The following is a 22,596-nucleotide window of genomic DNA, read 5'->3' as shown; positions in this document are numbered from 1 at the left end:
TCCAGCTACCAGACGTAGGCGAGGACTTCCCCACCTACACCCTTGCGGTTGGCCTGGCGGTCGGTCAGCAGACCCTGGTTCGTCGAAATGATCGCTACGCCGAGTCCACCGAGGACGCGCGGCAGGCCCGTGTGCTTGGCGTACACGCGCAGGCCGGGCTTGCTGATCCGGCGGATGCCGGCGATCGAGCGCTCCCGGTTGCGGCCGTACTTCAGCGTGATCGTGAGCGTCTTGCCCACGGCCGCCTTGCCGTCGTCGGACACGTTGTCCTTCACGTCGTACGACGTGATGTAGCCCTCCTGCTGGAGGAGCTCCGCGACGCCCTGCTTGAGCTTGCTGTACGGCATCTCAACAGCGTCGTGGTACGCCTGGTTGGCGTTGCGCAGACGAGTCAGCATGTCTGCGATCGGGTCAGTCATCGTCATGGCCGGATGGCCCTTTCTCCACCGTGGTTTCGCACCTGCATCTCAGATGCGACCTGCAGCGATCTTTGTTTCGGAGGTGATTACCAGGAGGACTTGGTGACGCCGGGCAGCTCGCCGCGGTGTGCCATCTCCCGGAGGCAGATGCGGCACAGGCCGAACTTGCGGTAGACGGCCTTCGGACGGCCACAGCGCTGGCAGCGGGTGTAGCCGCGGACAGCGAACTTCGGCTTGCGGGCCGCCTTGACCTTCAGTGCAGTCTTCGCCATATCAGTTCTCCTCCCCTCAGCGCTCGGCGAACGGGAACCCGAGCTGCTTCAGCAGCGCCCGGCCCTCGTCGTCGTTGGTCGCAGTCGTCACGACGGTGATGTCCATGCCACGCGACCGGTCGATCTTGTCCTGGTCGATCTCGTGGAACATCACCTGCTCGGTCAGACCGAAGGTGTAGTTGCCGCGCCCGTCGAACTGCTTCGGGCTGAGGCCGCGGAAGTCGCGGATGCGGGGCAGCGCCAGCGACAGCAGCCGGTCGAGGAACTCCCACATCCGGTCGCCGCGGAGCGTCACGTGCGCACCGATCGGCATGCCCTCGCGCAGCTTGAACTGCGCGATCGACTTGCGGGCCTTGGTGACCTGCGGCTTCTGGCCGGTGATCGCGGCGAGGTCCTTGACCGCACCCTCGATCAGCTTCGAGTCGCGAGCCGCCTCGCCGACGCCCATGTTGACCACGATCTTGGTCAGGCCGGGCACCTGCATGATGTTGGCGTGCTTGAACTCGCTCTGCAGCGCGGGGATGATCTCCTCGCGGTAGCGCAGCTTCAGCCGCGGCTGAATCCGCTCCTGGGTCTCTGGAGTCTCGGTCCCAGTGTTCTCGGGCATCAGATTTCCTTGCCAGTCTTGCGGGAAACGCGGACGCTGCGCGTCGAGGTGTACGTCGAACCGTCGGGCCGGCGCTTGGTGACCTCTTCGCGCTTGAAGCCGATCCGGGTCACGCCGTCGCCCTCGACCAGCATCACGTTGGACACGTGGATGGGCGCCTCAGCGGTGACGATGCCACCGGTGTTGCCGGCGCGACCGCCCTGGTTGACGACCTTGGTGTGCTTCTTGACTCGGTTGACGCCCTCGACGATCACGCGGTCCTCGTCACGCAGGACCGAGATGACCTTGCCCTCGGCGCCCTTGTCCTTGCCCGCGATCACCTTGACGGTGTCGCCCTTCTTGATGTTCATTGCGCTGGAATTTCTACTCCGTGCCATCACAGCACCTCCGGGGCAAGCGAGACGATCTTCATGAACTTCTTCTCGCGCAGCTCGCGACCCACGGGGCCGAAGATGCGGGTGCCTCGCGGCTCGCCATCCGCCTTGAGGATCACGGCGGCATTCTCGTCGAAGCGGATGTAGGAACCATCCGGCCGGCGACGCTCCTTGACGGTGCGCACGATCACGGCCTTGACCACGTCACCCTTCTTGACGTTGCCACCGGGGATCGCGTCCTTCACGGTGGCCACGATGACGTCGCCGATCCCGGCGTACCGCCGACCCGAGCCGCCGAGAACACGGATGCAAAGGATCTCCTTCGCACCGGTGTTGTCGGCGACCTTGAGCCGCGACTCCTGCTGAATCATCAGTTTCTCCTGGTTGTCGTGCCGGTTCTCGCGCTCTCATCGGGGCGCGAGCCTGGCCGAACTCGTGGGTTTACTTGGCCTTCTCGAGGATCTCGACGATGCGCCAGCGCTTGGTGGCGGACAGGGGGCGGGTCTCCATGATCCGCACCAGGTCGCCGACGCCGGCCTCGTTCTGCTCGTCGTGGGCCTTCAGGCGCGTGTTACGACGCATGACCTTGTGGTACTTCGCGTGCTTGACGCGGTCCTCGACGGACACGACCACGGTCTTGTCCATCTTGTCGCTGACCACGAGGCCCTCGCGGACCTTGCGTGCGTTGCGCTCAACGGGAGCCGTCTCGCTCATGCCGCTCCATCCTTCTCAGCCGTCTTGGCCTGGTCGATCGTGGCGCCCGGGGTGTCCCGAATGCCGAGCTCGCGCTCGCGCACCACGGTGTAGATCCGGGCGATGTCCTTCTTGACCGTGCGCAGACGGCCGTGGCTCTCGAGCTGCCCGGTGGCGGCCTGGAAACGGAGGTTGAACAGCTCCTCCTTGGCCTCGCGCAGCTTGGCCTCCAGGTCGACGGGGGTCATCTCGTCGAGCTCGTGTGCGGGCACTCCGGTGCCGGCCATCAGAATTCACCTGCCTCGCGGGAGATGAAGCGGCACTTCAGCGGAAGCTTGTGCATCGCGCGGCGCATGGCCTCACGAGCGACTTCCTCGTCCACTCCAGAAAGTTCGAACATCACGCGGCCGGGCTTCACGTTGGCAACCCACCACTCGGGGGAACCCTTACCGGAACCCATGCGGGTCTCAGCAGGCTTCTTGGTCAGCGGACGGTCGGGGTAGATGTTGATCCACACCTTGCCGCCACGCTTGATGTGCCGGGTCATCGCGATACGCGCGGACTCGATCTGCCGGTTGGTGACGTAGCTGCCCTCAAGCGCCTGGATGCCGAAGTCGCCGAAGGCGAGCTTGGTGCCGGCCTTGGGCGCGCCGCGGCGAGCCGGGTGGTGCTGCTTGCGGAACTTGGTACGACGGGGCATCAACATGATGCTCAGCCCTCCTTGCCGGTGGTCGCAGCGGCCTCGGCCGGAGCGGCAGGCTCGGTCGAGGCAGGAGCCTCGGCCGGCGCGCTCTCGGCGGGGGCACCAGAGGCGCCGTCGCGACCAGACCTAGTGGGCCGGTCACCGCGCGAGCCACGGCTCGGACGGTCGCCGCCACGGTTCGGACGGTCACCGCGGCCGCCGCCACGACCGGGCGCACCGGCCCGGGCAGCAGCCTGGGCCTCACGCTCGGCGCGGGTGCCCGCAACCTCGCCCTTGTAGATCCAGACCTTCACGCCGATCCGGCCGAAGGTCGTGCGGGCCTCGTAGAAGCCGTAGTCAATGTCGGCACGCAGCGTGTGCAGCGGCACCCGACCCTCGCGGTAGAACTCGGTCCGCGACATCTCGGCGCCGTTCAGACGACCCGAGCACTGGATCCGGATGCCCTTGGCACCGGAGCGCATCGAGGTCTGGATCGCCTTGCGCATCGCACGCCGGAACTGCACGCGGCCGGACAGCTGCTCGGCAACGCCCTGGGCCACCAGCTGCGCGTCGATCTCGGGGTTCTTGACCTCGAGGATGTTCAGCTGGACCTGCTTGCCGGTGAGCTTCTCGAGCTCGCCGCGGATCCGGTCGGCCTCGGCGCCGCGGCGGCCGATGACGATGCCGGGGCGGGCGGTGTGGATGTCGACGCGGACCCGGTCCCGGGTGCGCTCGATCTCCACCTTCGCGATGCCGGCGCGCTCCATGCCCTTGGACAGCAGCTTGCGGATCGCGACATCCTCGCCGACGTACGCCTTGTAGAGCTTGTCGGCGTACCAGCGGCTCTTGTGGTCGGTCGAGATACCGAGCCGGAACCCGTTCGGGTTGATCTTCTGACCCATGTCAGGCCTTCCGTCCCTTCTTGTTCTCGGCGACACGGCGCTCATCGACATTGGCGGCCGGCTGTACGACGAGCGTGATGTGGCTGGTGCGCTTGTTGATCCGGGTAGCCCGGCCCTGCGCACGCGGACGCCAGCGCTTCATCGTCGGACCCTCGTCGACCTGCGCGACCGACACGACCAGCGACGAGGCGTCGAGCCCCTCGGTGGTCTCGGCGTTCGCGATGGCGCTCTCGAGAACCTTGTAGACGGTCTGCGAAGCGGCCTGCGGCGCGAACTGCAGGGTCGCCAGGGCCTCCTCGACGGGCAGGCCGCGAACCATGTTCACGACCCGACGCGCCTTCATCGGCGTGATCCGCACGAAGCGCGCGCTCGCGAAGGCACCCGGCTCGTCGCCGAGCAGAGTCTCGCGGCGGGCGCTGGTGCGCCTACGTTCTGTGACGCTCATCGACGGCGTCCCTTCCGGTCTTCCTTGACGTGTCCGCGGTAGGTGCGGGTGGGGGCAAACTCGCCGAGCTTGTGGCCGACCATCGCGTCGGTCACGAACACGGGAACGTGCTTACGGCCGTCGTGTACGGCGAGCGTGTGGCCGATCATGGCCGGCACGATCATCGAACGACGCGACCAGGTCTTGATGACGTTGTGGGAGCCCTTGTCGTTCTCCGCCTCCACCTTCTTCATCAGGTGGTCGTCCACGAAGGGACCCTTCTTCAAGCTACGAGGCATCTCTCAGGTCCCTTCTAGCGGTTCTTGCCGGACTTGCGGCGGCGGATGATCTGGGCGTCGCTGGCCTTCTTGCGGCGCGTGCGGACTTCCTTCTTGCCCCACGGCGAGCGCGGGTGGCCGCCACCGGACGTCTTGCCCTCACCACCACCGTGCGGGTGGTCGACCGGGTTCATGACGACACCACGGACGGTCGGGCGCTTGCCCTTCCAGCGCATCCGGCCGGCCTTGCCCCAGTTGATGTTCGACTGCTCGGCGTTGCCGACCTCGCCGACGGTGGCGCGGCAGCGCACGTCGACGTACCGCATCTCGCCGGACGGCAGCCGCAGCGTCGCCCGGCTGCCCTCGCGGGCCACCAGCTGCGCCGAGTTGCCGGCCGAGCGGGCCAGCTTGGCGCCGCCGCCCGGACGCAGCTCCACGCAGTGGACGGTGGTACCGACCGGGATGTTGCGCAGCGGCAGGTTGTTGCCGACCTTGATGTCGGAGTTCGGACCGGACTCCACGTTGGCGCCCTGCGCCAGGTCCTTCGGCGCGACGATGTAGCGCTTCTCGCCGTCGGCGTAGTGGAGCAGCGCGATCCGAGCCGTGCGGTTCGGGTCGTACTCGATGTGCGCGACCTTGGCCGGCACACCGTCCTTGTCGTACCGACGGAAGTCGATGATGCGGTAGGCACGCTTGTGACCGCCGCCCTGGTGCCGGGTGGTGATCCGACCCTGGTTGTTGCGGCCGCCCTTCTTGGGCAGCGGACGGGTCAGCGACTTCTCCGGCGTGGTCCGGGTGATCTCGACGAAGTCGGCGACCGACGAGCCGCGACGGCCCGGGGTAGTCGGCTTGTACTTACGGATAGCCATGTCTATTCCTATTCAGCCCGGTCAGGAGACCGGACCTCCGAAGATGTCGATGCGGTTGCCCTCAGCGAGGCTGACGATGGCGCGCTTGGTGTCCTTGCGCTTGCCCAGCCCGGTGCGGGTACGCCGCGTCTTGCCCTTGCGGTTGATCGTGTTGACCGACGTCACCTTGACGTTGAACACCTTCTCGACCGCGATCTTGATCTCGGTCTTGTTGGCGTCCGGACGGACCAGGAAGGTGTACTTGTTCGCGTCGAGAAGGCTGTAGCTCTTCTCGGACACCACCGGCGCGATCAGGATGTCGCGGTGGTCCTTGTGAATGGTGCTCACTTGTCACCCTCCTCGCTGCTGCCAGCGCGCTTGAAGCCAGCGGCCTCGGCAGCCTCGGCGCTCTTGAAGTAGAACTCGGCGACCGTCGCGTCGTACCACTGGCCGTCCGGCTCGTGGTAGAGGCCCGAGTCGGCGTTGCCCTTGACCTCGTAGCCCTTCGGCGCGCCGCCGCTCTTCAGCGGAGCCTTGGCGCCCTTGGGCAGCTCGGCCTTGGGGGCCTCCTCGGCCGGGACGTCGGCGATCGCCTTGGGCTCGGCCTTGGCCTTCGCCTTCGGCTTCTCCTCGGACTTCGACTCGGTCTCGACCTTGGCGGCAGCCTTCTTGGCCGGCTTCTTGGTGGTTTCGACCGGGACCGTCTCGCCCTCGGACTTGCCACCGACCAGCACGTCGTACGCAGCCTTGGTGAAGACGACCTCGTCGGCGGCCAGCACGTCGTAGGTGTTCAGCTGGTCGACCGCGATGATGTGCACCTCGGGCGCGTTGCGCAGCGACAGCCAGGTCAGGTTGTCACCGCGCTCCAGCACGACCAGGAACCGGCGGCGCTCGCTGAGTGCCTGCAGGGACGCGATCGCGGCCTTGGTCGACGGCTTCTCACCGGTGACCAGCGACTCGACCACGTGGATCCGGTCGTTGCGCGCCCGGTCCGACAGCGCCGCCTTCAGCGCGGCAGCCTTCATCTTCTTGGGCGTGCGCTGGTCGTAGCTGCGCGGCTTCGGGCCGTGTACGACGCCACCACCGGTGAACTGCGGGGCGCGGATCGAGCCCTGGCGGGCGCGGCCGGTGCCCTTCTGCTTGTAGGGCTTGCGACCGCCACCGCGGACCTCGGCCTGGGTCTTGGTCGACGCCGAGCCCTGGCGGGCGGCGGCCTGCTGGGCCACGACCACCTGGTGCATCAGCGGGACGTTAACCTCGACGTCGAAGATCTCCGCGGGGAGGTCGACCTTGACAAGGTTGGTCACGGACCGGCTCATGCGGAGGCCTCCTTCTTGGCTGCCGAGCGCAGGACCACGAGGCTGCCCTTGGGGCCGGGAACGGCGCCCTTGAGCAGGATCAGGCCCTTCTCGACGTCGACGGCGTGCACCGTGACGTTCTGGGTGGTGACGGTGTCGCTACCCATCCGGCCGGACATGCGCATGCCCTTGAAGACGCGGCCGGGCGTGGCGCAGGCGCCGATCGAGCCCGGCTTGCGGTGGTTCTTGTGGGCACCGTGCGAGGCACCGACACCGTGGAAGCCGTGCCGCTTCATGGTTCCGGCGAAGCCCTTGCCCTTGCTGGTGCCGGTCACGTCGATGACCTCGCCGGCGGCGAACAGCTCGGGGCTGAGCTCCTGGCCGACGGAGTACGACGCGGCGTCAGCGGTGCGGATCTCGACGACGTGGCGGCGCGGGGTCACGCCGGCCTTGGCGAAGTGGCCCGACTCGGGCTTGTTCACCTTGCGGGCCTCGATCTCGCCGTACCCGACCTGGATGGCGTTGTAGCCGTCGGTCTCGGGCTGCCGCACCTGGGTGACGACGTTGGTGCTGGCCTCGACGACGGTCAGCGGGACGATCCGGTTGTCGGCGTCCCAGGCCTGGGTCATGCCGAGCTTCTTGCCCAGCAGGCCCTTCACATTGCGTTCAAAAGTACTGGTCATGGTCTGCGTCTCCCGTCGACTAGAGCTTGATCTCGATGTCGACACCGGCGGGCAGGTCGAGGCGCATCAGCGAGTCGACCGTCTTCGGCGTGGGATCGATGATGTCGATCAGACGCTTGTGCGTGCGCATCTCGAAGTGCTCGCGGGAGTCCTTGTACTTGTGGGGCGAGCGGATGACGCAGTACACGTTCTTCTCGGTCGGCAGCGGCACCGGGCCGGCGACCTTGGCACCCGTGCGGGTGACGGTGTCCACGATCTTGCGCGCCGAGGTGTCGATCACCTCGTGGTCGTAGGCCTTGAGCCTGATGCGGATCTTCTGTCCCGCCATAGGTCTCTCTCGTCCTTCTCCGATAAGTACCGGCTCGTGCCAGCACCGCGTGCCTGATGTCGATGCGACTTCGGTGAAGCCGCCCCGCCCGTGCCTCGCCACCCCAGCCCGCACCGACCCCCGCGGTCGGGCGTGTCGCGCTGTTGAGACGCAACACGAGACCGGGATCTCGCTAGCTTGTAGGTGACGCTCGACGGGTTCGTCGAGCTGATCGGGTCTCCAGGATCGGTGCGGCCGCATGCCAGACCACTGATCCATCAGGGAGACGCGATTCAGTGGTCAAGTTGAGGCGCACCCCGGCAACCCGCCGAAGCAACCGGACTATCTTGGCATGCATCCGGCGCCGTACCAAATCGGATCTGGTATCGGTCCCGCGGGCCGGATAGTCCAGAACGTTCGACATCACTTTGAGCGCAGAACTGATGTCAAACGTTCTGGACTATCCGGGCCTGGCGCTGGACGTGGGATGACCTGACAGGATGTCCCGGACTACCAAGCTCCGATCGGGGGAAGACAGGGCCCATGTCCGGCGACGATCTGTACCCACCGCCCGGCTACACGCCTCCGCCTGAGAAGACGACCACGTTCCCGGTGCCCGACTTCGCGGCTCCGGGGCAGGTGCCGCCGGGTGGCCCGGCATACCCGCCGCCCGGCGCTCCCGCCGGGCCGCCGCCGCCCGGCAGCGCGCCGTACCCGGCGCCGTACCCGCAGCAGCAGTTCCCGGGAGGCAATGGGTTCGGGCCGCTGGTGGCGGCCCACAAGCCCGGCGTGATCCCGCTGCGCCCGCTGTCGCTCGGTGACATCTACGACGGCGCGTTCAAGACGATCCGCAGGAGCCCCGGCGCCACGGTCGGGGCGGCGGTGCTGGTCAGCTCGGTCTCGATGGTGATCCCGCTGCTGCTCGGCGGCCTGATCGTGCGGCTGGCCGACGTCAGTGTGTCGATGACCGAGACCGAGGACAGCGCCGCCTTCACCGGTCTGCTCAACGGCACCCAGTACGGCGGCGCACTGGTGCAGGCGCTCGGGCTGATCTTCGTCACCGGCATCGTGTCGCTGGTGGTCGCCGCGGCCACCCTGGGCCGCCGGATCTCGCTCGGCGAGGCGTGGCAGGGCACCCACGGCAAGCGCTGGAGGCTGCTCGGCCTGTCGCTGTTCCTGAGCACGATGGTGCTGCTGATGATCACGGTGTACGTCGCGCTCTGGATCCCGGTCGTCGTGGTCAGTGACAGTCCGTGGCCGATCGTGGCGTGGGCGGTGGTGACGATCCCGCTGTTCCTGTGCGCGCTGGTCTTCGTCTGGACCCGGGTGGTCTACCTGGCCGTCCCGCCGCTGATGCTGGAGCCGGTCGGCATCTTCCGGGCGATCGGCCGCGCCTGGGAGCTCACGGGCCGCGCCTTCTGGCGCACGCTCGGTATCGGCGTACTGACCTACCTGGTCACCCAGTTCGCCGCGAGCATCATCGTCGTACCCGTGCTGATCGTCGCCTTCATCGCCGGCTACGCCGTGAGCGGCATGCTCGGGACATTCCTGTTCCTCGGCCTGATGGTGGTGGCCCAGGTCCTCGCCACGGCCTTCGTGGCGCCGTTCTCGGCGGGGGTCACCTCGCTGCAGTACATCGACCTGCGGATGCGCAAGGAGGCCTACGACGTGCAGCTGATGTCGGAGGCGGGGATCACCGCACAGTGATCGAAAGGCTCAAGGACCCGCCGCTGCACCCCTCGCCCGACGAGGGTCGCTCACTGCTGCGCCGCGAGCTGCTGAAGCCGGAGTACAACGACTCCAACATCATCGACCGGATCCTGCGCAAGCTCCAGGAGCTGCTCGACGACTCGGTGAACGCCGCCTCGGACGCGTCACCGCTGTCGACGTTCGCGGCGATCGTGACCTTCGTGCTGCTGGTCCTGGCGCTCGGCTGGCTGGTCTCCCGCGCCCGCGGCGGTGCCCGTGCGGAGAAGGCGGAGGGCCCGGTGTTCACCGACGAGCGGGTCAGTGCCAAGGAGCTGCGCCGCCGGGCCGAGCTGGCCCTGGGCGAGGGCCGGCACGAGCTCGCGGTCGTCGACGGCTTCCGGGCGCTGGCGGTCCGGCAGGTCGAGCGTGGCCGGCTGTCCGACAACCCGGGCGCGACCGCCGACGAGGTCGCCGGCAGCCTGGCGGAGCTGTTCCCGCCGCACCGGCCGCGGGTCGACGCGAGCGCGCAGCTGTTCGACGCCGTCCTGTACGGCGACCGCCCGGCCACCCGTGACCAGGCGGTCTCGGTGCTGTCCCTCGACGACGAGCTGGGCCGATGAGCACGAGCTGGGTACGCCGCAACCGGGCGCTGCTGCTCGTCGGCGGCGTACTCCTGCTGGCGGTGGCGCTGACCGTGGTCCTCGGCGGCGGCCCGGCCCGCTCCGACGCACCGCTCGACCCGGACAACCCCGGACCGGACGGCGCCCAGGCGATCGCGCGAGTGCTCGACGACCAGGGCGTCGAGGTGACCGTCACCCGCTCCGCCGACGGGCTGGAGGACACCGTCGTCGACGACGGGACCATGGTCCTGGTCAGCGACCCGTCCGCGCTCGGCGAGAGCACCACCGAACGGCTGCTCGAGCACGCCGATGGCGAGCCGGTCGTGGTGTTGACTCCGTCGCCGCTGCTGATCGACGAGCTGGGCCTGGACTCGACCGTGAACAGCGCGAGCATCCCGGAGCGGGTCGAGGCCCGCTGCGACGACCCACGGTTCACCGACCTGACGCTCGAGGTCGACCTCGGTGTCGCCTACACCGGCGACGACGGCTGCTTCGGCACCGGCGACGGCTCGCTGCTGGTCACCGGCGAGAACGGCGTGACCCTGGTCGGCAGCACCGACCTGCTCACCAATGACCGGATCACCGACGGCGACAACGCGGCCGCCGCGCTCCGGTTGCTCGGCGAGCGCGAGCGGCTGGTCTGGTACGTCCCGAACTACGAGGACCTGCTGGCCGAGGACTCGGTGTCGCTGCGCTCGCTGCTGCCGGACTGGATCGTGCCGGCGCTGGTGATCGTGGCGCTGGCAACGATCGGCCTGATCTGGTGGCGGGCGCGGCGCCTCGGCGCGCTGGTGACCGAGCCGCTGCCGGTGGTGGTCAAGGCCATCGAGACCACCCGCAGCCGCGGCCGGCTCTACCGCAAGGTCAACGACCGCGCACACGCCGCGGAGGCCCTGCGCGACGCCGCCGGCGCCCGGCTCGCCGACCGGCTGCACCTGCCCCGCGCCGGCCACGAGCAGCAGCTGGTCCGCGACGTGGCCCGGCACACCGGGCGCCCCGAGGAGCAGGTCGCCGCCCTGCTCACCCCGGCCGGTGGGATCCCCACCTCCGACCACGAACTCGTCCGACTGGCCAACGACCTGGCCGCACTCGACAGAGAGGTACGCCGCTCATGAGCGACACCGCACCCACGTCCCTCGACAAGAGCGACGTCAGCGAGCCCGACAGCGCGCCCGGCGAGCCCCGCGCTGGGCTCGATCCGGAGGCGCGCGCCCGGCTCTCCGCCGTACGCAAGGAGGTGGCCAAGGCCGTGGTCGGCCAGGACGCGGCGGTGTCCGGGCTGCTGGTCGCGCTGCTGTGTGGCGGGCACGTGCTGATGGAGGGCGTGCCGGGCGTCGCCAAGACACTGCTGGTGCGGACCCTGGCGGGGGCCCTGTCGGTCGACACCCGGCGGGTGCAGTTCACGCCCGACCTGATGCCGGGCGACATCACCGGCTCGATGGTGATCGACAGCCACGCCGGCGAGCTCAGCTTCCGCGAGGGCCCGCTGTTCACCAACCTGCTGCTGGCCGACGAGATCAACCGGACGCCGCCCAAGACCCAGTCCGCGCTGCTCGAGGCGATGGAGGAGGGGCAGGTGTCGGTCGACGGCGTCTCCCGGCCGCTCCCCCGGCCGTTCCTGGTCGCGGCGACCCAGAACCCGGTCGAGTACGAAGGCACCTACCCGCTCCCCGAAGCGCAGCTGGATCGGTTCCTGCTGAAGGTGATCCTCCCGATCCCGGACCGCACCGCCGAGCTGGAGATCCTGCGCCGGCACGCCGAGGGCTTCGACCCACGCGACGTCGCGGCCGCCGGGGTGACGCCGGTGGCGACGCCCGAGGACATCGTGGCCGGGCAGCGCGCGGTGACGTCGGTGCAGGTCGCGCCGGACGTCGCCGGGTACATCGTCGACATCGCTCGGGCGACCCGGGAGTCGCCGTCGCTGTCGCTGGGCGTCTCGCCGCGCGGCGCGACCGCACTGCTGCGGGCGTCGCGTGCCTGGGCCTGGCTCAACGGCCGCGACTTCGTCACGCCCGACGACGTGAAGGCGCTCGCCCACGCGACCCTGGTGCACCGGCTCGGGCTGCGCCCGGAGGCCGAGCTCGAGGGCGTCGACGTGGCGCAGGTGCTCTCGTCCGCGCTGGGCTCGGTCCCGGTTCCCCGATGAGGCAGCCCTGATGGTGATCACCGGGCGGGTGCCGCTCCTCCTGCTGCTGGGCCTGGTGCCGGTCGTGCTCCGGCCGTCCGGCGGCACGGTCTGGATGTGGCTCGGCGTGGTGGCGTTCGTCGTACTCCTGGACTGGCTGCTGGCATCCAAGCCCGCGAGCCTGTCGTTCCACCGGCCGCCGGTCGGCACCGTCAGGCTCGGCTACCCGACCTCGACCACGCTGACGGTAGTCAACGAGGGCAGCCGCGGGCTGCGCGGCATCGTCCGCGACGCCTGGCAGCCGACCGCCGGCGCCGTCGACAACCGGCACCGGGTCCGGCTGACGCCGGGCGACCGGGTGCTGCTGACCACCCCGCTCACTCCGGTACGGCGCGGCGACCTGCGCGCGGCCGGCGTCACCGTCCGGTCCTACGGACTGCTCGGGCTGGCGGCGCGCCAGCAGACCAGGGTGGTGCCCGGCACCGTCCGCTCGCTGCCGCCGTTCGAGTCCCGCAAGCACCTGCCGTCGCGGCTGGCCCGGCTGCGTGAGCTGGACGGCCGGGCGGCGGTCCGGGTGCGCGGCGCCGGGACCGAGTTCGACTCGCTGCGCGAGTACGTCCGTGGCGACGACGTCCGCTCCATCGACTGGCGGGCCTCGGCCCGCAACCGCAACGTGGTGGTCCGCACCTGGCAGCCGGAGCGGGACCGCCGGGTGGTGCTGGTCCTGGACACCTCCCGCACCTCGGCCGCGCGCGTCGACGACGTACCCAGGCTGGACTCGGCCATGGACGCCGCGCTGCTGCTCGCCGCACTGGCCGCCCGCGCGGGCGACCGGATCGACTTTGTGGCCGGCGACCGCCGGATCCGCTCCCGGCTCCGCTCGGCCGGCTCGCGCGATGTGGCCGCCAGGCTTCAGGACACGATGGCCGACCTGCAGCCGGTGCTGGTCGAGGCCGACTGGTCCGGGATCGCGGGTGCGGTCGCCGAGCTCGGCCGGCAGCGGGCACTCGTCGTACTCCTCACGGCGCTGGACCCGTCGGCGGTCGAGGAGGGCCTGCTGCCGGTGCTGCCCGCGCTGACCAGGCACCACCGAGTGGTGCTGGCCTCGGTCAACGACCCCGCCCTGGCCGCCCTCACCGAGAGCCGCGACTCCATCGACGAGGTGTACGACGCGGCAGCGGCCGAGCAGGTCCTGCGGCGGCGCCGGCGTACCGGCGAGCTGCTGAGCAAGCTCGGCGTCGACATCGTCGACGCGGACGCCGAGAAGCTTCCTCCGGCCCTCGCCGACCACTACCTCGGCCTGAAGGCACGCGGCCTGCTCTGACCCCCTGCGGCTCGGGTGGGACGTCATACGCTCAGCGACCTATAGCGCGCGGAGTGGATGACGTCCCGCGGGACGTCATACGACCCGTCTGTCATAGCGCGCGGCTCGTATGACGTCGGCCCCGGGCCGGCCCCACGACAGCCGGCAGGGCGGCCTATTCGGCGGTGGCGACCTTGTCCTCCAGCAGCGCCTCGGCGATGTCGCCGGTCTCGCCGCGGCGGTACGCCGCGCGGCCCAGCGTGAAGACGTAGGCGAAGAAGACCAGCTCGGCGGTGATGCCGATGCCGACCCGGGCCCAGGTGGGCAGGCCCGACGGGGTCACGAAGGCCTCGATGACGCCGCTGATGAACAGCACCACCACCAGGCCAAGGGCGACCGTGATCGCCGTTCGCCCCTCGCGGGCGAACGAGCGGGACCGGGTCAGCGAGCCCGGGTCAATCCACGACCAGAACAGCCGCAGCCCGACCCCGCCGGCCACGAAGACCGCTGTCAGCTCTAGCAGGCCGTGGGGCAGGATCAGCCCCCAGAAGTGCTCGCCGTGACCGTGTCTGTGCATGATCGAGCCGATGATCGCGAGGTTGGCGATGTTGTTGAACAGCAGCCAGATCACCGGCAGGCCGAGAACGCCCAGCGCGATGCACAGCGCGGCGACCCAGGCGTTGTTGACCCACACCTGGGTGGCGAAGCTAGTGGCGGCGTGCTCGCTGTAGTAGTTCTCAAAGTCCTCGTTGACCAGCTGGTCGACCTGCTCCGGTGACAGCAGGCTCTGCTCCACCCGCGGGTGCTCCAGCAGCCACCACATCAGCACCGCGGTGACGATCACGTTGGCCACCAGCGTCCCGATCCACCACCAGCGCAGCCGGTAGAGCGCGGCCGGGAACCGGTCGGTGAAGAAGTGGAGCACGCCGCGCCACGACGCCACCCGGGTCCCGACCGCGCGCATCCGCGCCCGGGCCAGGATCGAGGAGAGGTAGGCGACCAGACTCGCGTCGGGTGCCGACGTACGCACGACCGACAGGTGGGTGGCGACCTGCTGGTAGCGGTCGACCAGCTCGTCGCTCTCGGCCCCGGACAGCCGGCGCTGCTTGGTCAAAGCCTCCAGCCGGCGCCACTCATGCAGGTGCGCCTGCACGTACGCGTCGAGATCCACGCGGCCAACCATATGCTGATGTCGATGACCGAGCCTGCGACCGAGTTCGCCACCCTGACCGCCGATGACCTCGTCACCGGTGAGGCGGTCGCGCTCGACCTGCCGCCGGCCGGCCTCGGCACCCGGATCGCGTCCGGGCTGATCGACATCCTCGCGACGATCGCGCTGCTGATCGCGGCGTACGTGTTCCTGATGATCGCCACCGCGAGGGCCGACGCCGCCCTGCAGTGGGCGGCGTACGTCGGCGTCACGATCCTGGTCTTCCTGGTCTACCCGACCGCGTTCGAGACGCTCAGTCGCGGCCGGACGCTCGGCAAGTACGCGATGGGGCTGCGCACCGTCCGCGACGACGGCGGCCCGATCTCGGCCCAGCATGCGTTGGTCCGGGCCCTGATCGGGTACGTCGAGATCTATGCGTTCACCGGCGTCCCGGCGTTCTTTTCGGCGCTGCTGAGCGAGCGTGGCAAGCGGCTGGGCGACTACGCGGCCGGCACCTACGTCGTCCGCGAGCGGGTGCACCTGATCCTGCCGCTGCCCACCCAGATGCCGTGGCCGCTGCAGCAGTGGGCGGCCGCCGCCGACATCGCCGCCCTGCCGACCGGGCTCGCGCTCGCGGTCCGCCAGTACCTCGGCCGCGCCCACCAGATCAGCCCGCAGGCCCGGGCCGCGCTCGGGCACCGGCTGGCCGAGCAGGTCGCGGCGTACGTCGCACCCAAGCCGCCGCCCGGCACCCCGCCCGACGCGTTCCTCGCCGCGGTGATCGCGGCCCGGCGGGACCGGGATGCGGCCCGGCTGCGCCGCGAGGCCGACTTCCGGCAGCGGCTGACCCAGCGCCGATGAGCACGCCTGCGCGGGCGCCCGGCGACGTACTCGTCCACCTGCGCCGCGCGCGCGACCACGCCGACCGCTCCTACACCGACCCGGTGGTCCTCGACGACCTGGCCGCGGTCGCCGGGCTGAGCAAGTACCACTTCCTGCGGCTGTTCAAGGCGACGTACGGCGTGACCCCCGCCGAGTACGTCTCGCAGCGCCGGATCGAGCGCGCCCAGGACCTGCTCCGCGCCACCAACCTCACCGTCACCGAGGTCTGCCACGCGGTCGGCTTCTCCAGCCTGGGCTCATTCAGCTCGCGGTTCCGGGCGCTGGTGGGCGAGTCGCCGAGCGACTTCCAGCGGCGGTACGCCGGCGCCGCGCCGCACATCCCGGGCTGCTTCGTGTTCATGTGGGGACTCGCGGAACGGTCCGCAATCGGGGAGAAGCCACCGGGCGGCGAAGGCTCCTAGCGTGGTCACATGATCACCAACATTTCGATTGTCAGCGTCTTCGTCAAGGACCAGGACGAGTCCAAGAAGTTCTACGTCGATGTCCTCGGTTTCGAGGAGAAGGACGACATCACGCTGGGTGACGGCTACCGCTGGTGCACCGTCTTCCACCCCAACCAGCCGGAGCTCATGGTCAACCTCGCCGTCCCCGGCCCGCCACTGAGCCCGGAGTACGCCGAGGCCGTGCGCCGCGCCCAGGATGAGGGCGGGATGCACGGCCTCGGACTCACCGTCGACGACTGCCAGCAGACCTATGAGGACCTGAAGGCCAAGGGGGTCGAGTTCCTCCAGGAGCCTTCTAAGCGGCCGTACGGCGTCGAGGCGCTGTGCCGCGACAACTCCGGCAACTGGGTGGTCCTGGTCGAGACCACGCCGTACACCGCCGAAGACTTCGCCGCCAGCGGAGCCCCGGGTTGACACCAGGCTTCGCAAGCTCAGCCTGGAGCCGACCCGGCCTGAATTCACGCCAGAGCACGCCGACCCGGCCCGTGTTGACGCACAACGCGTGAACACGGGCGGGTCGACGTAGCTCAGTGTCAATACGGGCCGGGTCAGCTGGTACGGCGGTAGGCAAGATCGGTGATGACGCGGCCGACGGCCAGCCCCTTGCGCTCGAACTTGGTCACCGGCCGCTCGGCCCACCGCTCGACCACACCACCGTCGAGGGCCGGCAAGGCATCCAGGACCTCGGCCATCTGCTCGGCGTAGTCGGCCCAGTCGGTGGCCAGCCGCCAGCTCCCGCCCGGCGCCAGCCGGGACGCGGCGAGCGCGGCGAAGTCCGGAGTGACCAGGCGGCGCTTGTGGTGCTTCTTCTTGTGCCACGGGTCGGGGAAGAACGTCCACAGCTCGGCCAGCTCGCCGGCGCCGATCAGGTGCTCCATCGACCAGACCGCGTCCACGCTGCACAGCCGCACGTTGTCGACCTCGGCCTCGGCCAGCCGGCCCAGCGTCTCGGCCACTCCCGGCCGCCAGACCTCGAGCGCGAGGACGTCGTACTCACGACGGGTGGCTGCCAGCGCCGCGGTTGCCTCGCCCACGCCGGACCCGATCTCCACGATCAGCGGCGCCTTGCGGCCGAACCAGCTCTCGAACGTGAACCCCGGCTGGTCCACGACCTCGTCCGGGATCACCCACCGCTCGTGGTGGGCGTCCCACGCCTGCTGCTGCTTGGCTGAGAACCTGCTCCCCCGCCGCGAGTAGGTCAGCACCTCCCGCACCCGCCGCCCGTCCTCGGTCAGCTTGTGGTGCGGGCGGGCGGGGCGGACTGGCCCTGACGGTTCTGCCATGGGCGACATTCTCCGGTACGCCGCCCAGCCAGGCCCTAGCCTGGTCCCTCGAACGGCAGTGGGACGTCGGTCGGCTCCGCCGCCGGAAGACGCACGGTGACCACGAGGCCGCCGCCGGGGCGGGCGGTCGCAACGGCCTCGCCATGATGCGCGCGCGCGATCGAGGCCACGATCGACATCCCGAGGCCAACGCCATCGGCGACGAGCCGGTCACCCCCGGCCCGGCGGAATGGTCGAAACAGTTCGGGCACCTCGTCGGCCGGCACCACGGGCCCGGTGTTCTCGATCTCCAGCTCCACCCAGAGGCCCACCGAACGGCTCGAGACGCGGATCCACCCGTCGGGCCGGTTGTGGCGTGAGGCGTTGTCGACGAGGTTGTGCACCACGCGCTCGAGCAGCAATGCATCGCCACGGGTCAACGCTTCCCCGAGATCTGTCTCGAGGTGGGTGTCGCCGATCGACGCCTGATGAAGCGTGTGCTCGACCAGATCCGCCAGGTCGATGAGCGAGCGATCTTCCACCTCGTGATCCGCCTTGGCCAGCAGCAGGAGGCCGTCGATGAGCCGCTCGTGCTTCTCGTTGGTTCGAAGCAGCTCCGCGCCGAGCTTTCGGACCTGCGGCGGCGCGTCCTGGTTCTGCAGAACGAGCTCGATGAGCGCTCGCCCCGTGGTGAGTGGGGTGCGGAGCTCGTGCGCGGCGTTGTCCACGAATCGGCGCTGCCCCGTGAAGGTCTGATCGAGCTTCTCCATCATGGTGTCGAACGACGACGCCAGATCCGCGACCTCGTCCTCCCGTCCGGTGAGTGCGATGCGCTCATGCAGCACGTGCTCGGTAGCGGGCGCATCGGCGATCCGACGAGCTGTCTCGGTCACCCGCCGCAGCGGCGCGAGGATCCGGCCCGACACGACCCAGACAAGCGCCACCGCGATTCCGCCGACGACCACGAGTGCCAAGGCACCCTGGGTGAGAACCTCGCGCGCCGCCTCCGAGAGGGCCTCACGCTGATCAGTCTCAAGCAGCCTGGTGGCGTCGCCGCCGACATACGCGTTGCCCTCCTGGTCGATCAACGTGAATTCGCCCGCCGCCTTCTCCGGCGCGTCACCGGGCAGGTGGTCGGCAAGCAGGGGCGGCGGTTCGCGCTCAAGCTGGCGATCGACCAGGGCGTAGGTCGCTCCGAGCAGGGCCAGGCCGGCGAGGACGAACAGCAGGCCGATCGACAGCGTGAGCCTGGCCCGCAAGCCGAGCCGACGCGATGGCCTCAGGCGACTCATCGGATCCGGTACCCCACCCCGGTGACGGTCTCGACCAACTCGGGCTCGCCGAGCTTGCGCCGCAGCTTGTGGATCGTGAGCTTCACCGCTCCGGTGAACGGATCCGCATGCTCGTCCCAGACCTTCGTCAAGAGCGTCTCCGCACTCACGACCGCACCCTCCGCGCGCAACAGCTCAGCGAGTACGCCGAACTCCTTCTTTGCGAGCGGCACGAACCGGTGGCCCCGGAACACCTCATGACGTGCCGGGTCCAGGCTCAGCTCGCCCCGCGTCAGGATCGGCGGTAGGCGGCGGCCGCTGCGCCGACCGAGAGCCAGCACCCGGGCCGTGAGCTCGGCGAAGGCAAACGGCTTCGGCACGTAGTCGTCGGCCCCCAGGGCGAACCCGGCGACTCGCTCGGGCACCTCCGCGGATGCTGTCAGCATCAGGATGCTCGGCCCCTCGTCCAGGGCGCTGAGCCGTCGACACACTTCGTCGCCGTGGATCACCGGGAGATCACGGTCCAGGATCACGACGTCGTAGTCGTTGACGGACGTGTGCTCCAGCGCGCTGGCACCGTCGAAGGCGACATCGACCGCGTGCGCCTCGGCGCGCAACCATTCCGCGATCGCCTCAGCGAGCGTGGGTTCATCCTCGACCACCAGCAAGCGCATTCCACCATTGTGGTCCGGGCGTGGTTTCCCCCAGGTTCTCGTTGTCGTGTCGCCTGGACGAAACGCCACGGAAACCGGCGGCAGCGTTCCCTCGGTCGGGAGAACCGGCATCCGGCCGGCCCGAGAAGAGGTAACACCATGCGCGCCAGAACCAGCCTCGCGACAGCCGCGTTGATGCTGCTCGCCGCCTTCGTCACCGGCTGTGGAACCGACTCGAAACCGCAGGCGGACTCAGCACCGGCAGACCCGGCGACCGAGGGCTCGCACGCCGGCGAGCCCGACCTCCAGGCGTTCACGCGGTGCATGCGCGCCGAGGGAATCGCCGACTTCCCCGACCCCGGCCCCGACGGAATCAGTCTCGGGGACAGCGGCATCGATCCAGACTCGGCCCGGTTCAAGACCGCCGAGAAGGCGTGCGAGCACCTGGTACCCCAGGCGGACGCCACGTCGGGCAGCCCGGGAAAGGCGGCTAACGAGGACTGGGAGAAGATCGTCCCCGGCGGTGACTGCGAGTGCGCTGACGGCAGCGAGTTCGCCTTCTGGCAGCGCCCGGCGAAGCAGACCAAGGTCGTGCTCTACCTCGACGGTGGCGGCACTTGCTTCGACGCGACGACCTGCGCCAGCGCGAACACCGGCTCGACCGACGAGCCGACAGGCCCGGACTATGACCCAACCATCGAGGGAGAAGACCCGGCGCGGGAGGGCGGGATGCTCGACCTCACCCGCTCCGACAACCCGTTCGGCGACTTCAGCTTCGTCTATGTGCCCTTGTGCACCGCCGACGCACACCTCGGTGACGCCACCCACGAGTACTCAAGAGGGCTGAGCGTGTCGCACAACGGGTTCGTCAACGGGACCGCAGCGCTCGACCACCTCGCCGAGCAGTACCCCAACGCCGCCCAGGTCGTCGTCGTCGGCCACACGGCCGGGTCGATCGCCGCTCCTGTGTACGCCGGTCTCGTCGCCGACCTGCTTCCCGATGCCCAGGTCACCGTGTTCGGCTCCCAGTCTGGCGCCGCCCTCGATGAACCCGACCTCAACGCCAAGATCCTCGGCAACTGGGGCGCTCACGACACCATGCCCGACTGGGAGGTCAACGAAGGACTCACCCCGCGCGACTGGGCGCCGACCCAGTTCTGGATCCAGGCCGGGCGCCACGATCCGGACATCGTCATGGCCCGCTTCGACTACGCCTACGACTCGCATGCAGCGGAGTCGGTTGAGTACCTGACCGGTCAGACCGCGCCGGACCTTCTCGCGTTGATCGACGCCAACGACGCAGCGATCGAGGACGCCGGCGTGGTCCAGCACAGCTACACCGCGCCCGGCAACGGACACGGCATCCTCGAGTATCCGATGTTCTACGAACTCGAGGTCAACGGCGTTGCCCTGGCCGACTGGGTCGCAGCACTGCTTGCCGGTCAACCACTCGACGACGTCCACTGCACCGTCTGCGCGAAGCCGTGACCTGACCCGGCCCGTGTTGACATCGTGCAGGTCAACACGGGCCGGGTCGGCGGCCTTGGCGGTGAAGACGGGCCGGGTCGGCGTGGTTACTGGAAGGAGCGGCGGGTGCGGGCGACCAGGGCGACCAGGGCCAGGGCGACGGCCCACCAGCCCGCCAGCCACAGCAGCTCGGTGGCCTGCAGGTCTCCGAACAGCCAGGCCTGGCGCAGGCCCTCGGTGATGTGGGTGAGCGGCATCAGGTCCGCGACGTTGCTCATCGCCGACGTCATCACGCCGGCCGGCGGGCCGCCACCGCCGAGGATGAACATCGGCAGGAACAGCAGCATCCCGATCGCGTTCGCCGCCCGCGATGTGCGCAGCGCCAGCCCGAGCGCCACGCCGAGGGTCAGCATCGCGCCGGAACCCAGCGCCAGCACCACGAGTACGCCGAGCGGGTCCTCGATCGCGGGTACGCCGTACACCGGGGCGGCGACGGCCAGCACCAGCACCGCACCCAGCGCCACAGTGGCCAGGCCGACCAGCGCCTGCGCGGTGACCACGGTGGTCGCCTTGACACCGGAGACCTCGAACCGGCGCAGGATGCCGAGCTCGCGGTACGACGCCAGCATCACCGGCAGCCCGGTCAGCGCGACCGAGGCCAGCGGGATGCCGAGGTAGGAGGCGATGTAGTAGTCGGTGCCGCCGGTGGCGCCCCAGACCTCGTCGAAGCCCTCACCTGCGAAGACGCCGGCCAGGATCACCATCATCAGCGGCGGGAACGCGAAGGCAAAGACCAGCATCCCCCACTCCCGTGCGTACAGCTTGCCTTCGGTGACGCTCAGTGCCGTCAGCGTGCTCATCGTCCTGCTCCTTCCCTGCTGGTGGCGGCGATCGTCTCGCCGGTGATGGTCATGAACACGTCCTCCAGCGACGGCCGGAGCACGCTGAAATCGCGGGGCCGGAGGCCGTGGTCGTCGAGCGTTCGGGCCACCTCGAACGGCGCCTCGGTGGTGCCGGCAACCTGGTACGCCGTCCCGTCCACGTGTACGTCGGTCACGCCGGCCAGCGCGGCCAGCGTGGGACCGAGGTCGGCGTCGTGAGCGGTGAACCGGGTCTGTACGGCGCCGCCGTGCTCGGTCACCAGCTCGCTCGGCGTCCCGATCGCGGCGATCCGGCCTTCGTGCAGCACGCCGACCCGGTCGCAGAGCCGCTCCACCTCGTCCATGTAGTGGCTGACCAGGACCACGGTCGCCCCGTGGTCGCGGATCCGCTCGATCAGCCGCCACGTCTCGCGGCGCGCGGTCGGGTCCAGGCCCTGGGTCAGCTCGTCGAGGAACACCAGCCGCGGCTTCTGGACCAGCGCGAGCGCGAGGAAGAGCCGCTGCTTCTCGCCGCCGGACAGCGACCCGAACGCGGTGCGCTCCAGCCGGTCCAGCTCCCACTCGGCGGCCAGCTCGCGCCAGTCCACGACGTCACCGGCGATCCGGGCGAACAACCGGAGCGCCTCGGCGACCCGCAGCCGCTCTGGCAGTGCCGAGGACTGCAGCTGGGAGCCGATGCTGCTGGTCAGCTCGTCCCGATCGCGGGCCGGGTCCAGCCCGAGCACCCGGATCTCGCCGCCGTCGGCGCGGCGCAGGCCCTGCACGATCTCGACGGTGGTGGTCTTGCCGGCGCCGTTGTGGCCGAGGATCCCGAAGATCTCCTGCCGGCGCACTTCGAAGGAGACGTCACGGACGACCTGTCGGTCGCCGTACGACTTGGTCAGGTTGCGGACCGCGATCACGGTGTCGGCCGGATCGTCGGTCACGGCCGGGGCGGGCCCGGCGCTGGTCAGGGTTTCGGTCATGCCGCCATGCAACCGCCGGCGAGGGTGCCGCCGGATCCGCCCACGGTGCCGAGCCGTGCTCCTACCAGAGGCCCATC

Annotated in this window: 31 protein-coding genes; 9 read left to right on the top strand and 22 right to left on the bottom strand. The window is 69.6% G+C overall.

Features of this window, described 5'->3' with window-relative positions:
- Nucleotides 1-5: 5 nt before the first annotated feature.
- The 16 genes from rpsH to rpsJ all read right to left on the bottom strand — a co-directional run bounded on the left by rpsH (nucleotide 6) and on the right by rpsJ (nucleotide 7,808).
- Nucleotides 6-425, bottom strand: coding sequence for a 30S ribosomal protein S8 (gene rpsH, locus DDV73_RS16860; protein ID WP_109508429.1), 420 nt, complete (start codon nucleotides 423-425; stop codon nucleotides 6-8).
- Nucleotides 426-505: 80 nt separating this feature from the next.
- The gene (locus DDV73_RS16855; RefSeq protein WP_011757321.1) at nucleotides 506-691 is read right to left on the bottom strand and encodes a type Z 30S ribosomal protein S14; all 186 of its coding nucleotides are present in this window, start codon (nucleotides 689-691) and stop codon (nucleotides 506-508) included.
- Nucleotides 692-707: 16 nt separating this feature from the next.
- Nucleotides 708-1,298, bottom strand: a complete 591-nt coding sequence (gene rplE, locus DDV73_RS16850) for a 50S ribosomal protein L5 (protein ID WP_109508428.1) — start codon at nucleotides 1,296-1,298, stop codon at nucleotides 708-710.
- Complete coding sequence (gene rplX / locus DDV73_RS16845; RefSeq protein ID WP_154402789.1) at nucleotides 1,298-1,648, bottom strand: 50S ribosomal protein L24; 351 nt, start codon at nucleotides 1,646-1,648, stop codon at nucleotides 1,298-1,300. The genes rplE and rplX overlap by 1 nt, the downstream gene beginning before the upstream one ends.
- A 26-nt stretch (nucleotides 1,649-1,674) precedes the next feature.
- Nucleotides 1,675-2,043, bottom strand: coding sequence for a 50S ribosomal protein L14 (gene rplN / locus DDV73_RS16840; RefSeq protein WP_109508426.1), 369 nt, complete (start codon nucleotides 2,041-2,043; stop codon nucleotides 1,675-1,677).
- Between the two features lie 70 nt (nucleotides 2,044-2,113).
- Nucleotides 2,114-2,386 (bottom strand): 30S ribosomal protein S17, encoded by a 273-nt coding sequence (gene rpsQ / locus DDV73_RS16835; protein WP_109508425.1) that lies wholly within the window; start codon nucleotides 2,384-2,386, stop codon nucleotides 2,114-2,116.
- Nucleotides 2,383-2,652, bottom strand: a complete 270-nt coding sequence (rpmC, locus tag DDV73_RS16830; protein WP_109508424.1) for a 50S ribosomal protein L29 — start codon at nucleotides 2,650-2,652, stop codon at nucleotides 2,383-2,385. Before rpmC ends, rpsQ begins: the two co-directional genes overlap by 4 nt.
- Nucleotides 2,652-3,071 (bottom strand): 50S ribosomal protein L16, encoded by a 420-nt coding sequence (gene rplP, locus DDV73_RS16825; RefSeq protein ID WP_109508423.1) that lies wholly within the window; start codon nucleotides 3,069-3,071, stop codon nucleotides 2,652-2,654. Before rplP ends, rpmC begins: the two co-directional genes overlap by 1 nt.
- A gap of 5 nt (nucleotides 3,072-3,076) precedes the next feature.
- Nucleotides 3,077-3,949, bottom strand: a complete 873-nt coding sequence (gene rpsC / locus DDV73_RS16820; protein WP_109508422.1) for a 30S ribosomal protein S3 — start codon at nucleotides 3,947-3,949, stop codon at nucleotides 3,077-3,079.
- Between the two features lies 1 nt (nucleotide 3,950).
- A complete protein-coding gene (gene rplV / locus DDV73_RS16815) occupies nucleotides 3,951-4,394 on the bottom strand; it encodes a 50S ribosomal protein L22 (RefSeq protein WP_109508421.1) in 444 nt (147 codons plus the stop codon).
- The gene (gene rpsS / locus DDV73_RS16810; protein WP_109508420.1) at nucleotides 4,391-4,672 is read right to left on the bottom strand and encodes a 30S ribosomal protein S19; all 282 of its coding nucleotides are present in this window, start codon (nucleotides 4,670-4,672) and stop codon (nucleotides 4,391-4,393) included. Before rpsS ends, rplV begins: the two co-directional genes overlap by 4 nt.
- 14 nt (nucleotides 4,673-4,686) lie before the next feature.
- The gene (gene rplB, locus DDV73_RS16805) at nucleotides 4,687-5,520 is read right to left on the bottom strand and encodes a 50S ribosomal protein L2 (RefSeq protein ID WP_109508419.1); all 834 of its coding nucleotides are present in this window, start codon (nucleotides 5,518-5,520) and stop codon (nucleotides 4,687-4,689) included.
- A 21-nt stretch (nucleotides 5,521-5,541) separates the two neighbouring features.
- Nucleotides 5,542-5,847 (bottom strand): 50S ribosomal protein L23, encoded by a 306-nt coding sequence (gene rplW / locus DDV73_RS16800; protein ID WP_109508418.1) that lies wholly within the window; start codon nucleotides 5,845-5,847, stop codon nucleotides 5,542-5,544.
- A complete protein-coding gene (gene rplD, locus DDV73_RS16795; protein WP_109508417.1) occupies nucleotides 5,844-6,818 on the bottom strand; it encodes a 50S ribosomal protein L4, sunset domain variant in 975 nt (324 codons plus the stop codon). Before rplD ends, rplW begins: the two co-directional genes overlap by 4 nt.
- Nucleotides 6,815-7,480, bottom strand: a complete 666-nt coding sequence (gene rplC, locus DDV73_RS16790; RefSeq protein WP_109508416.1) for a 50S ribosomal protein L3 — start codon at nucleotides 7,478-7,480, stop codon at nucleotides 6,815-6,817. Before rplC ends, rplD begins: the two co-directional genes overlap by 4 nt.
- 19 nt (nucleotides 7,481-7,499) lie before the next feature.
- Nucleotides 7,500-7,808, bottom strand: coding sequence for a 30S ribosomal protein S10 (gene rpsJ / locus DDV73_RS16785; RefSeq protein ID WP_008360994.1), 309 nt, complete (start codon nucleotides 7,806-7,808; stop codon nucleotides 7,500-7,502).
- 522 nt (nucleotides 7,809-8,330) lie between these two features.
- On the opposite strand from rpsJ, the gene DDV73_RS28250 reads away from it, so the two are divergent.
- Genes DDV73_RS28250 through DDV73_RS16765 form a run of 5 tightly spaced genes read left to right on the top strand, consistent with a single transcriptional unit; the run spans nucleotide 8,331 to nucleotide 13,545 of the window.
- Nucleotides 8,331-9,494 carry a hypothetical protein gene (locus DDV73_RS28250; protein WP_161962434.1) on the top strand — a complete coding sequence of 388 codons (1,164 nt, stop codon included), beginning with the start codon at nucleotides 8,331-8,333 and terminating at the stop codon, nucleotides 9,492-9,494.
- A complete protein-coding gene (locus tag DDV73_RS28245) occupies nucleotides 9,491-10,096 on the top strand; it encodes a DUF4129 domain-containing protein (RefSeq protein WP_161962433.1) in 606 nt (201 codons plus the stop codon). The genes DDV73_RS28250 and DDV73_RS28245 overlap by 4 nt, the downstream gene beginning before the upstream one ends.
- A complete protein-coding gene (locus DDV73_RS16775; protein ID WP_109508415.1) occupies nucleotides 10,093-11,211 on the top strand; it encodes a DUF4350 domain-containing protein in 1,119 nt (372 codons plus the stop codon). Before DDV73_RS28245 ends, DDV73_RS16775 begins: the two co-directional genes overlap by 4 nt.
- Nucleotides 11,208-12,242, top strand: coding sequence for an AAA family ATPase (locus DDV73_RS16770; protein ID WP_109508414.1), 1,035 nt, complete (start codon nucleotides 11,208-11,210; stop codon nucleotides 12,240-12,242). The genes DDV73_RS16775 and DDV73_RS16770 overlap by 4 nt, the downstream gene beginning before the upstream one ends.
- A gap of 10 nt (nucleotides 12,243-12,252) precedes the next feature.
- Nucleotides 12,253-13,545, top strand: a complete 1,293-nt coding sequence (locus DDV73_RS16765) for a DUF58 domain-containing protein (RefSeq protein ID WP_109508413.1) — start codon at nucleotides 12,253-12,255, stop codon at nucleotides 13,543-13,545.
- 154 nt (nucleotides 13,546-13,699) lie between these two features.
- On the opposite strand, the gene DDV73_RS16760 is transcribed toward DDV73_RS16765, so the two are convergent.
- Entirely contained in the window at nucleotides 13,700-14,695 is a 996-nt protein-coding gene (locus DDV73_RS16760) for a stage II sporulation protein M (protein ID WP_109508492.1), read from the bottom strand.
- A gap of 24 nt (nucleotides 14,696-14,719) precedes the next feature.
- On the opposite strand from DDV73_RS16760, the gene DDV73_RS16755 reads away from it, so the two are divergent.
- The 3 genes from DDV73_RS16755 to DDV73_RS16745 are packed head-to-tail and all read left to right on the top strand — an operon-like array spanning nucleotide 14,720 to nucleotide 16,434.
- A complete protein-coding gene (locus DDV73_RS16755) occupies nucleotides 14,720-15,535 on the top strand; it encodes an RDD family protein (RefSeq protein ID WP_109508491.1) in 816 nt (271 codons plus the stop codon).
- On the top strand, nucleotides 15,532-15,978 hold the full coding sequence (locus tag DDV73_RS16750; protein WP_109508412.1) for a helix-turn-helix domain-containing protein: 447 nt from the start codon (nucleotides 15,532-15,534) through the stop codon (nucleotides 15,976-15,978). Before DDV73_RS16755 ends, DDV73_RS16750 begins: the two co-directional genes overlap by 4 nt.
- Nucleotides 15,979-15,987: 9 nt before the next feature.
- On the top strand, nucleotides 15,988-16,434 hold the full coding sequence (locus tag DDV73_RS16745) for a VOC family protein (RefSeq protein WP_109508411.1): 447 nt from the start codon (nucleotides 15,988-15,990) through the stop codon (nucleotides 16,432-16,434).
- Between the two features lie 134 nt (nucleotides 16,435-16,568).
- Here the strand turns inward: DDV73_RS16745 and trmB are convergent, their stop codons facing one another.
- From trmB to DDV73_RS16730, 3 genes are read right to left on the bottom strand one after another with little or no spacing between them, the layout of a single operon-like run.
- On the bottom strand, nucleotides 16,569-17,303 hold the full coding sequence (gene trmB / locus DDV73_RS16740; protein WP_109508410.1) for a tRNA (guanosine(46)-N7)-methyltransferase TrmB: 735 nt from the start codon (nucleotides 17,301-17,303) through the stop codon (nucleotides 16,569-16,571).
- 35 nt (nucleotides 17,304-17,338) lie between these two features.
- Nucleotides 17,339-18,574 (bottom strand): sensor histidine kinase, encoded by a 1,236-nt coding sequence (locus DDV73_RS16735; RefSeq protein WP_109508409.1) that lies wholly within the window; start codon nucleotides 18,572-18,574, stop codon nucleotides 17,339-17,341.
- Complete coding sequence (locus tag DDV73_RS16730) at nucleotides 18,571-19,227, bottom strand: response regulator transcription factor (RefSeq protein ID WP_109508408.1); 657 nt, start codon at nucleotides 19,225-19,227, stop codon at nucleotides 18,571-18,573. The genes DDV73_RS16735 and DDV73_RS16730 overlap by 4 nt, the downstream gene beginning before the upstream one ends.
- Before the next feature lie 138 nt (nucleotides 19,228-19,365).
- Here DDV73_RS16730 and DDV73_RS16725 point away from each other — a divergent pair, with 138 nt between their 5' ends.
- Nucleotides 19,366-20,694: a pectin acetylesterase-family hydrolase gene (locus DDV73_RS16725; protein ID WP_206050925.1), complete on the top strand. Its 1,329-nt coding sequence runs from the start codon at nucleotides 19,366-19,368 to the stop codon at nucleotides 20,692-20,694.
- An 86-nt stretch (nucleotides 20,695-20,780) separates the two neighbouring features.
- Here DDV73_RS16725 and DDV73_RS16720 read toward each other — a convergent pair whose 3' ends face one another.
- Together DDV73_RS16720 and DDV73_RS16715 are read right to left on the bottom strand one after the other, a co-directional pair.
- Nucleotides 20,781-21,533: an ABC transporter permease gene (locus DDV73_RS16720; protein ID WP_109508407.1), complete on the bottom strand. Its 753-nt coding sequence runs from the start codon at nucleotides 21,531-21,533 to the stop codon at nucleotides 20,781-20,783.
- Nucleotides 21,530-22,519 carry an ABC transporter ATP-binding protein gene (locus DDV73_RS16715; protein WP_109508406.1) on the bottom strand — a complete coding sequence of 330 codons (990 nt, stop codon included), beginning with the start codon at nucleotides 22,517-22,519 and terminating at the stop codon, nucleotides 21,530-21,532. The genes DDV73_RS16720 and DDV73_RS16715 overlap by 4 nt, the downstream gene beginning before the upstream one ends.
- Nucleotides 22,520-22,596 lie beyond the last annotated feature (77 nt).

This window comes from Nocardioides speluncae (assembly GCF_003121585.1).
GTDB lineage: Bacteria > Actinomycetota > Actinomycetes > Propionibacteriales > Nocardioidaceae > Nocardioides > Nocardioides speluncae.
The sequence above is the reverse complement of the archived record's forward strand: the minus strand, read 5'-3'. Positions and strand labels throughout refer to the sequence as shown.

What these genes read in the sequence shown, in the direction of transcription:
- rpmC (WP_109508424.1), bottom strand. Translation starts at nt 2,652, where the DNA reads ATGGCCGGCACCGGAGTGCCCGCACACGAGCTCGACGAGATGACCCCC.
- DDV73_RS16715 (WP_109508406.1), bottom strand. Translation starts at nt 22,519, where the DNA reads ATGACCGAAACCCTGACCAGCGCCGGGCCCGCCCCGGCCGTGACCGAC.
- DDV73_RS16725 (WP_206050925.1), top strand. Translation starts at nt 19,366, where the DNA reads ATGCGCGCCAGAACCAGCCTCGCGACAGCCGCGTTGATGCTGCTCGCC.
- DDV73_RS16730 (WP_109508408.1), bottom strand. Translation starts at nt 19,227, where the DNA reads ATGCGCTTGCTGGTGGTCGAGGATGAACCCACGCTCGCTGAGGCGATC.
- DDV73_RS16765 (WP_109508413.1), top strand. Translation starts at nt 12,253, where the DNA reads ATGGTGATCACCGGGCGGGTGCCGCTCCTCCTGCTGCTGGGCCTGGTG.
- rplV (WP_109508421.1), bottom strand. Translation starts at nt 4,394, where the DNA reads ATGAGCGTCACAGAACGTAGGCGCACCAGCGCCCGCCGCGAGACTCTG.
- DDV73_RS16855 (WP_011757321.1), bottom strand. Translation starts at nt 691, where the DNA reads ATGGCGAAGACTGCACTGAAGGTCAAGGCGGCCCGCAAGCCGAAGTTC.
- rplX (WP_154402789.1), bottom strand. Translation starts at nt 1,648, where the DNA reads ATGAACATCAAGAAGGGCGACACCGTCAAGGTGATCGCGGGCAAGGAC.
- rplB (WP_109508419.1), bottom strand. Translation starts at nt 5,520, where the DNA reads ATGGCTATCCGTAAGTACAAGCCGACTACCCCGGGCCGTCGCGGCTCG.
- rplN (WP_109508426.1), bottom strand. Translation starts at nt 2,043, where the DNA reads ATGATTCAGCAGGAGTCGCGGCTCAAGGTCGCCGACAACACCGGTGCG.
- rpsC (WP_109508422.1), bottom strand. Translation starts at nt 3,949, where the DNA reads ATGGGTCAGAAGATCAACCCGAACGGGTTCCGGCTCGGTATCTCGACC.
- rplP (WP_109508423.1), bottom strand. Translation starts at nt 3,071, where the DNA reads ATGTTGATGCCCCGTCGTACCAAGTTCCGCAAGCAGCACCACCCGGCT.
- DDV73_RS16750 (WP_109508412.1), top strand. Translation starts at nt 15,532, where the DNA reads ATGAGCACGCCTGCGCGGGCGCCCGGCGACGTACTCGTCCACCTGCGC.
- rpsS (WP_109508420.1), bottom strand. Translation starts at nt 4,672, where the DNA reads ATGCCTCGTAGCTTGAAGAAGGGTCCCTTCGTGGACGACCACCTGATG.
- DDV73_RS16745 (WP_109508411.1), top strand. Translation starts at nt 15,988, where the DNA reads ATGATCACCAACATTTCGATTGTCAGCGTCTTCGTCAAGGACCAGGAC.
- DDV73_RS16735 (WP_109508409.1), bottom strand. Translation starts at nt 18,574, where the DNA reads ATGAGTCGCCTGAGGCCATCGCGTCGGCTCGGCTTGCGGGCCAGGCTC.
- DDV73_RS16770 (WP_109508414.1), top strand. Translation starts at nt 11,208, where the DNA reads ATGAGCGACACCGCACCCACGTCCCTCGACAAGAGCGACGTCAGCGAG.
- trmB (WP_109508410.1), bottom strand. Translation starts at nt 17,303, where the DNA reads ATGGCAGAACCGTCAGGGCCAGTCCGCCCCGCCCGCCCGCACCACAAG.
- DDV73_RS16720 (WP_109508407.1), bottom strand. Translation starts at nt 21,533, where the DNA reads ATGAGCACGCTGACGGCACTGAGCGTCACCGAAGGCAAGCTGTACGCA.
- DDV73_RS28250 (WP_161962434.1), top strand. Translation starts at nt 8,331, where the DNA reads ATGTCCGGCGACGATCTGTACCCACCGCCCGGCTACACGCCTCCGCCT.
- rpsH (WP_109508429.1), bottom strand. Translation starts at nt 425, where the DNA reads ATGACGATGACTGACCCGATCGCAGACATGCTGACTCGTCTGCGCAAC.
- rplD (WP_109508417.1), bottom strand. Translation starts at nt 6,818, where the DNA reads ATGAGCCGGTCCGTGACCAACCTTGTCAAGGTCGACCTCCCCGCGGAG.
- rplE (WP_109508428.1), bottom strand. Translation starts at nt 1,298, where the DNA reads ATGCCCGAGAACACTGGGACCGAGACTCCAGAGACCCAGGAGCGGATT.
- rplC (WP_109508416.1), bottom strand. Translation starts at nt 7,480, where the DNA reads ATGACCAGTACTTTTGAACGCAATGTGAAGGGCCTGCTGGGCAAGAAG.
- rpsJ (WP_008360994.1), bottom strand. Translation starts at nt 7,808, where the DNA reads ATGGCGGGACAGAAGATCCGCATCAGGCTCAAGGCCTACGACCACGAG.
- DDV73_RS16775 (WP_109508415.1), top strand. Translation starts at nt 10,093, where the DNA reads ATGAGCACGAGCTGGGTACGCCGCAACCGGGCGCTGCTGCTCGTCGGC.
- rpsQ (WP_109508425.1), bottom strand. Translation starts at nt 2,386, where the DNA reads ATGAGCGAGACGGCTCCCGTTGAGCGCAACGCACGCAAGGTCCGCGAG.
- DDV73_RS16755 (WP_109508491.1), top strand. Translation starts at nt 14,720, where the DNA reads ATGACCGAGCCTGCGACCGAGTTCGCCACCCTGACCGCCGATGACCTC.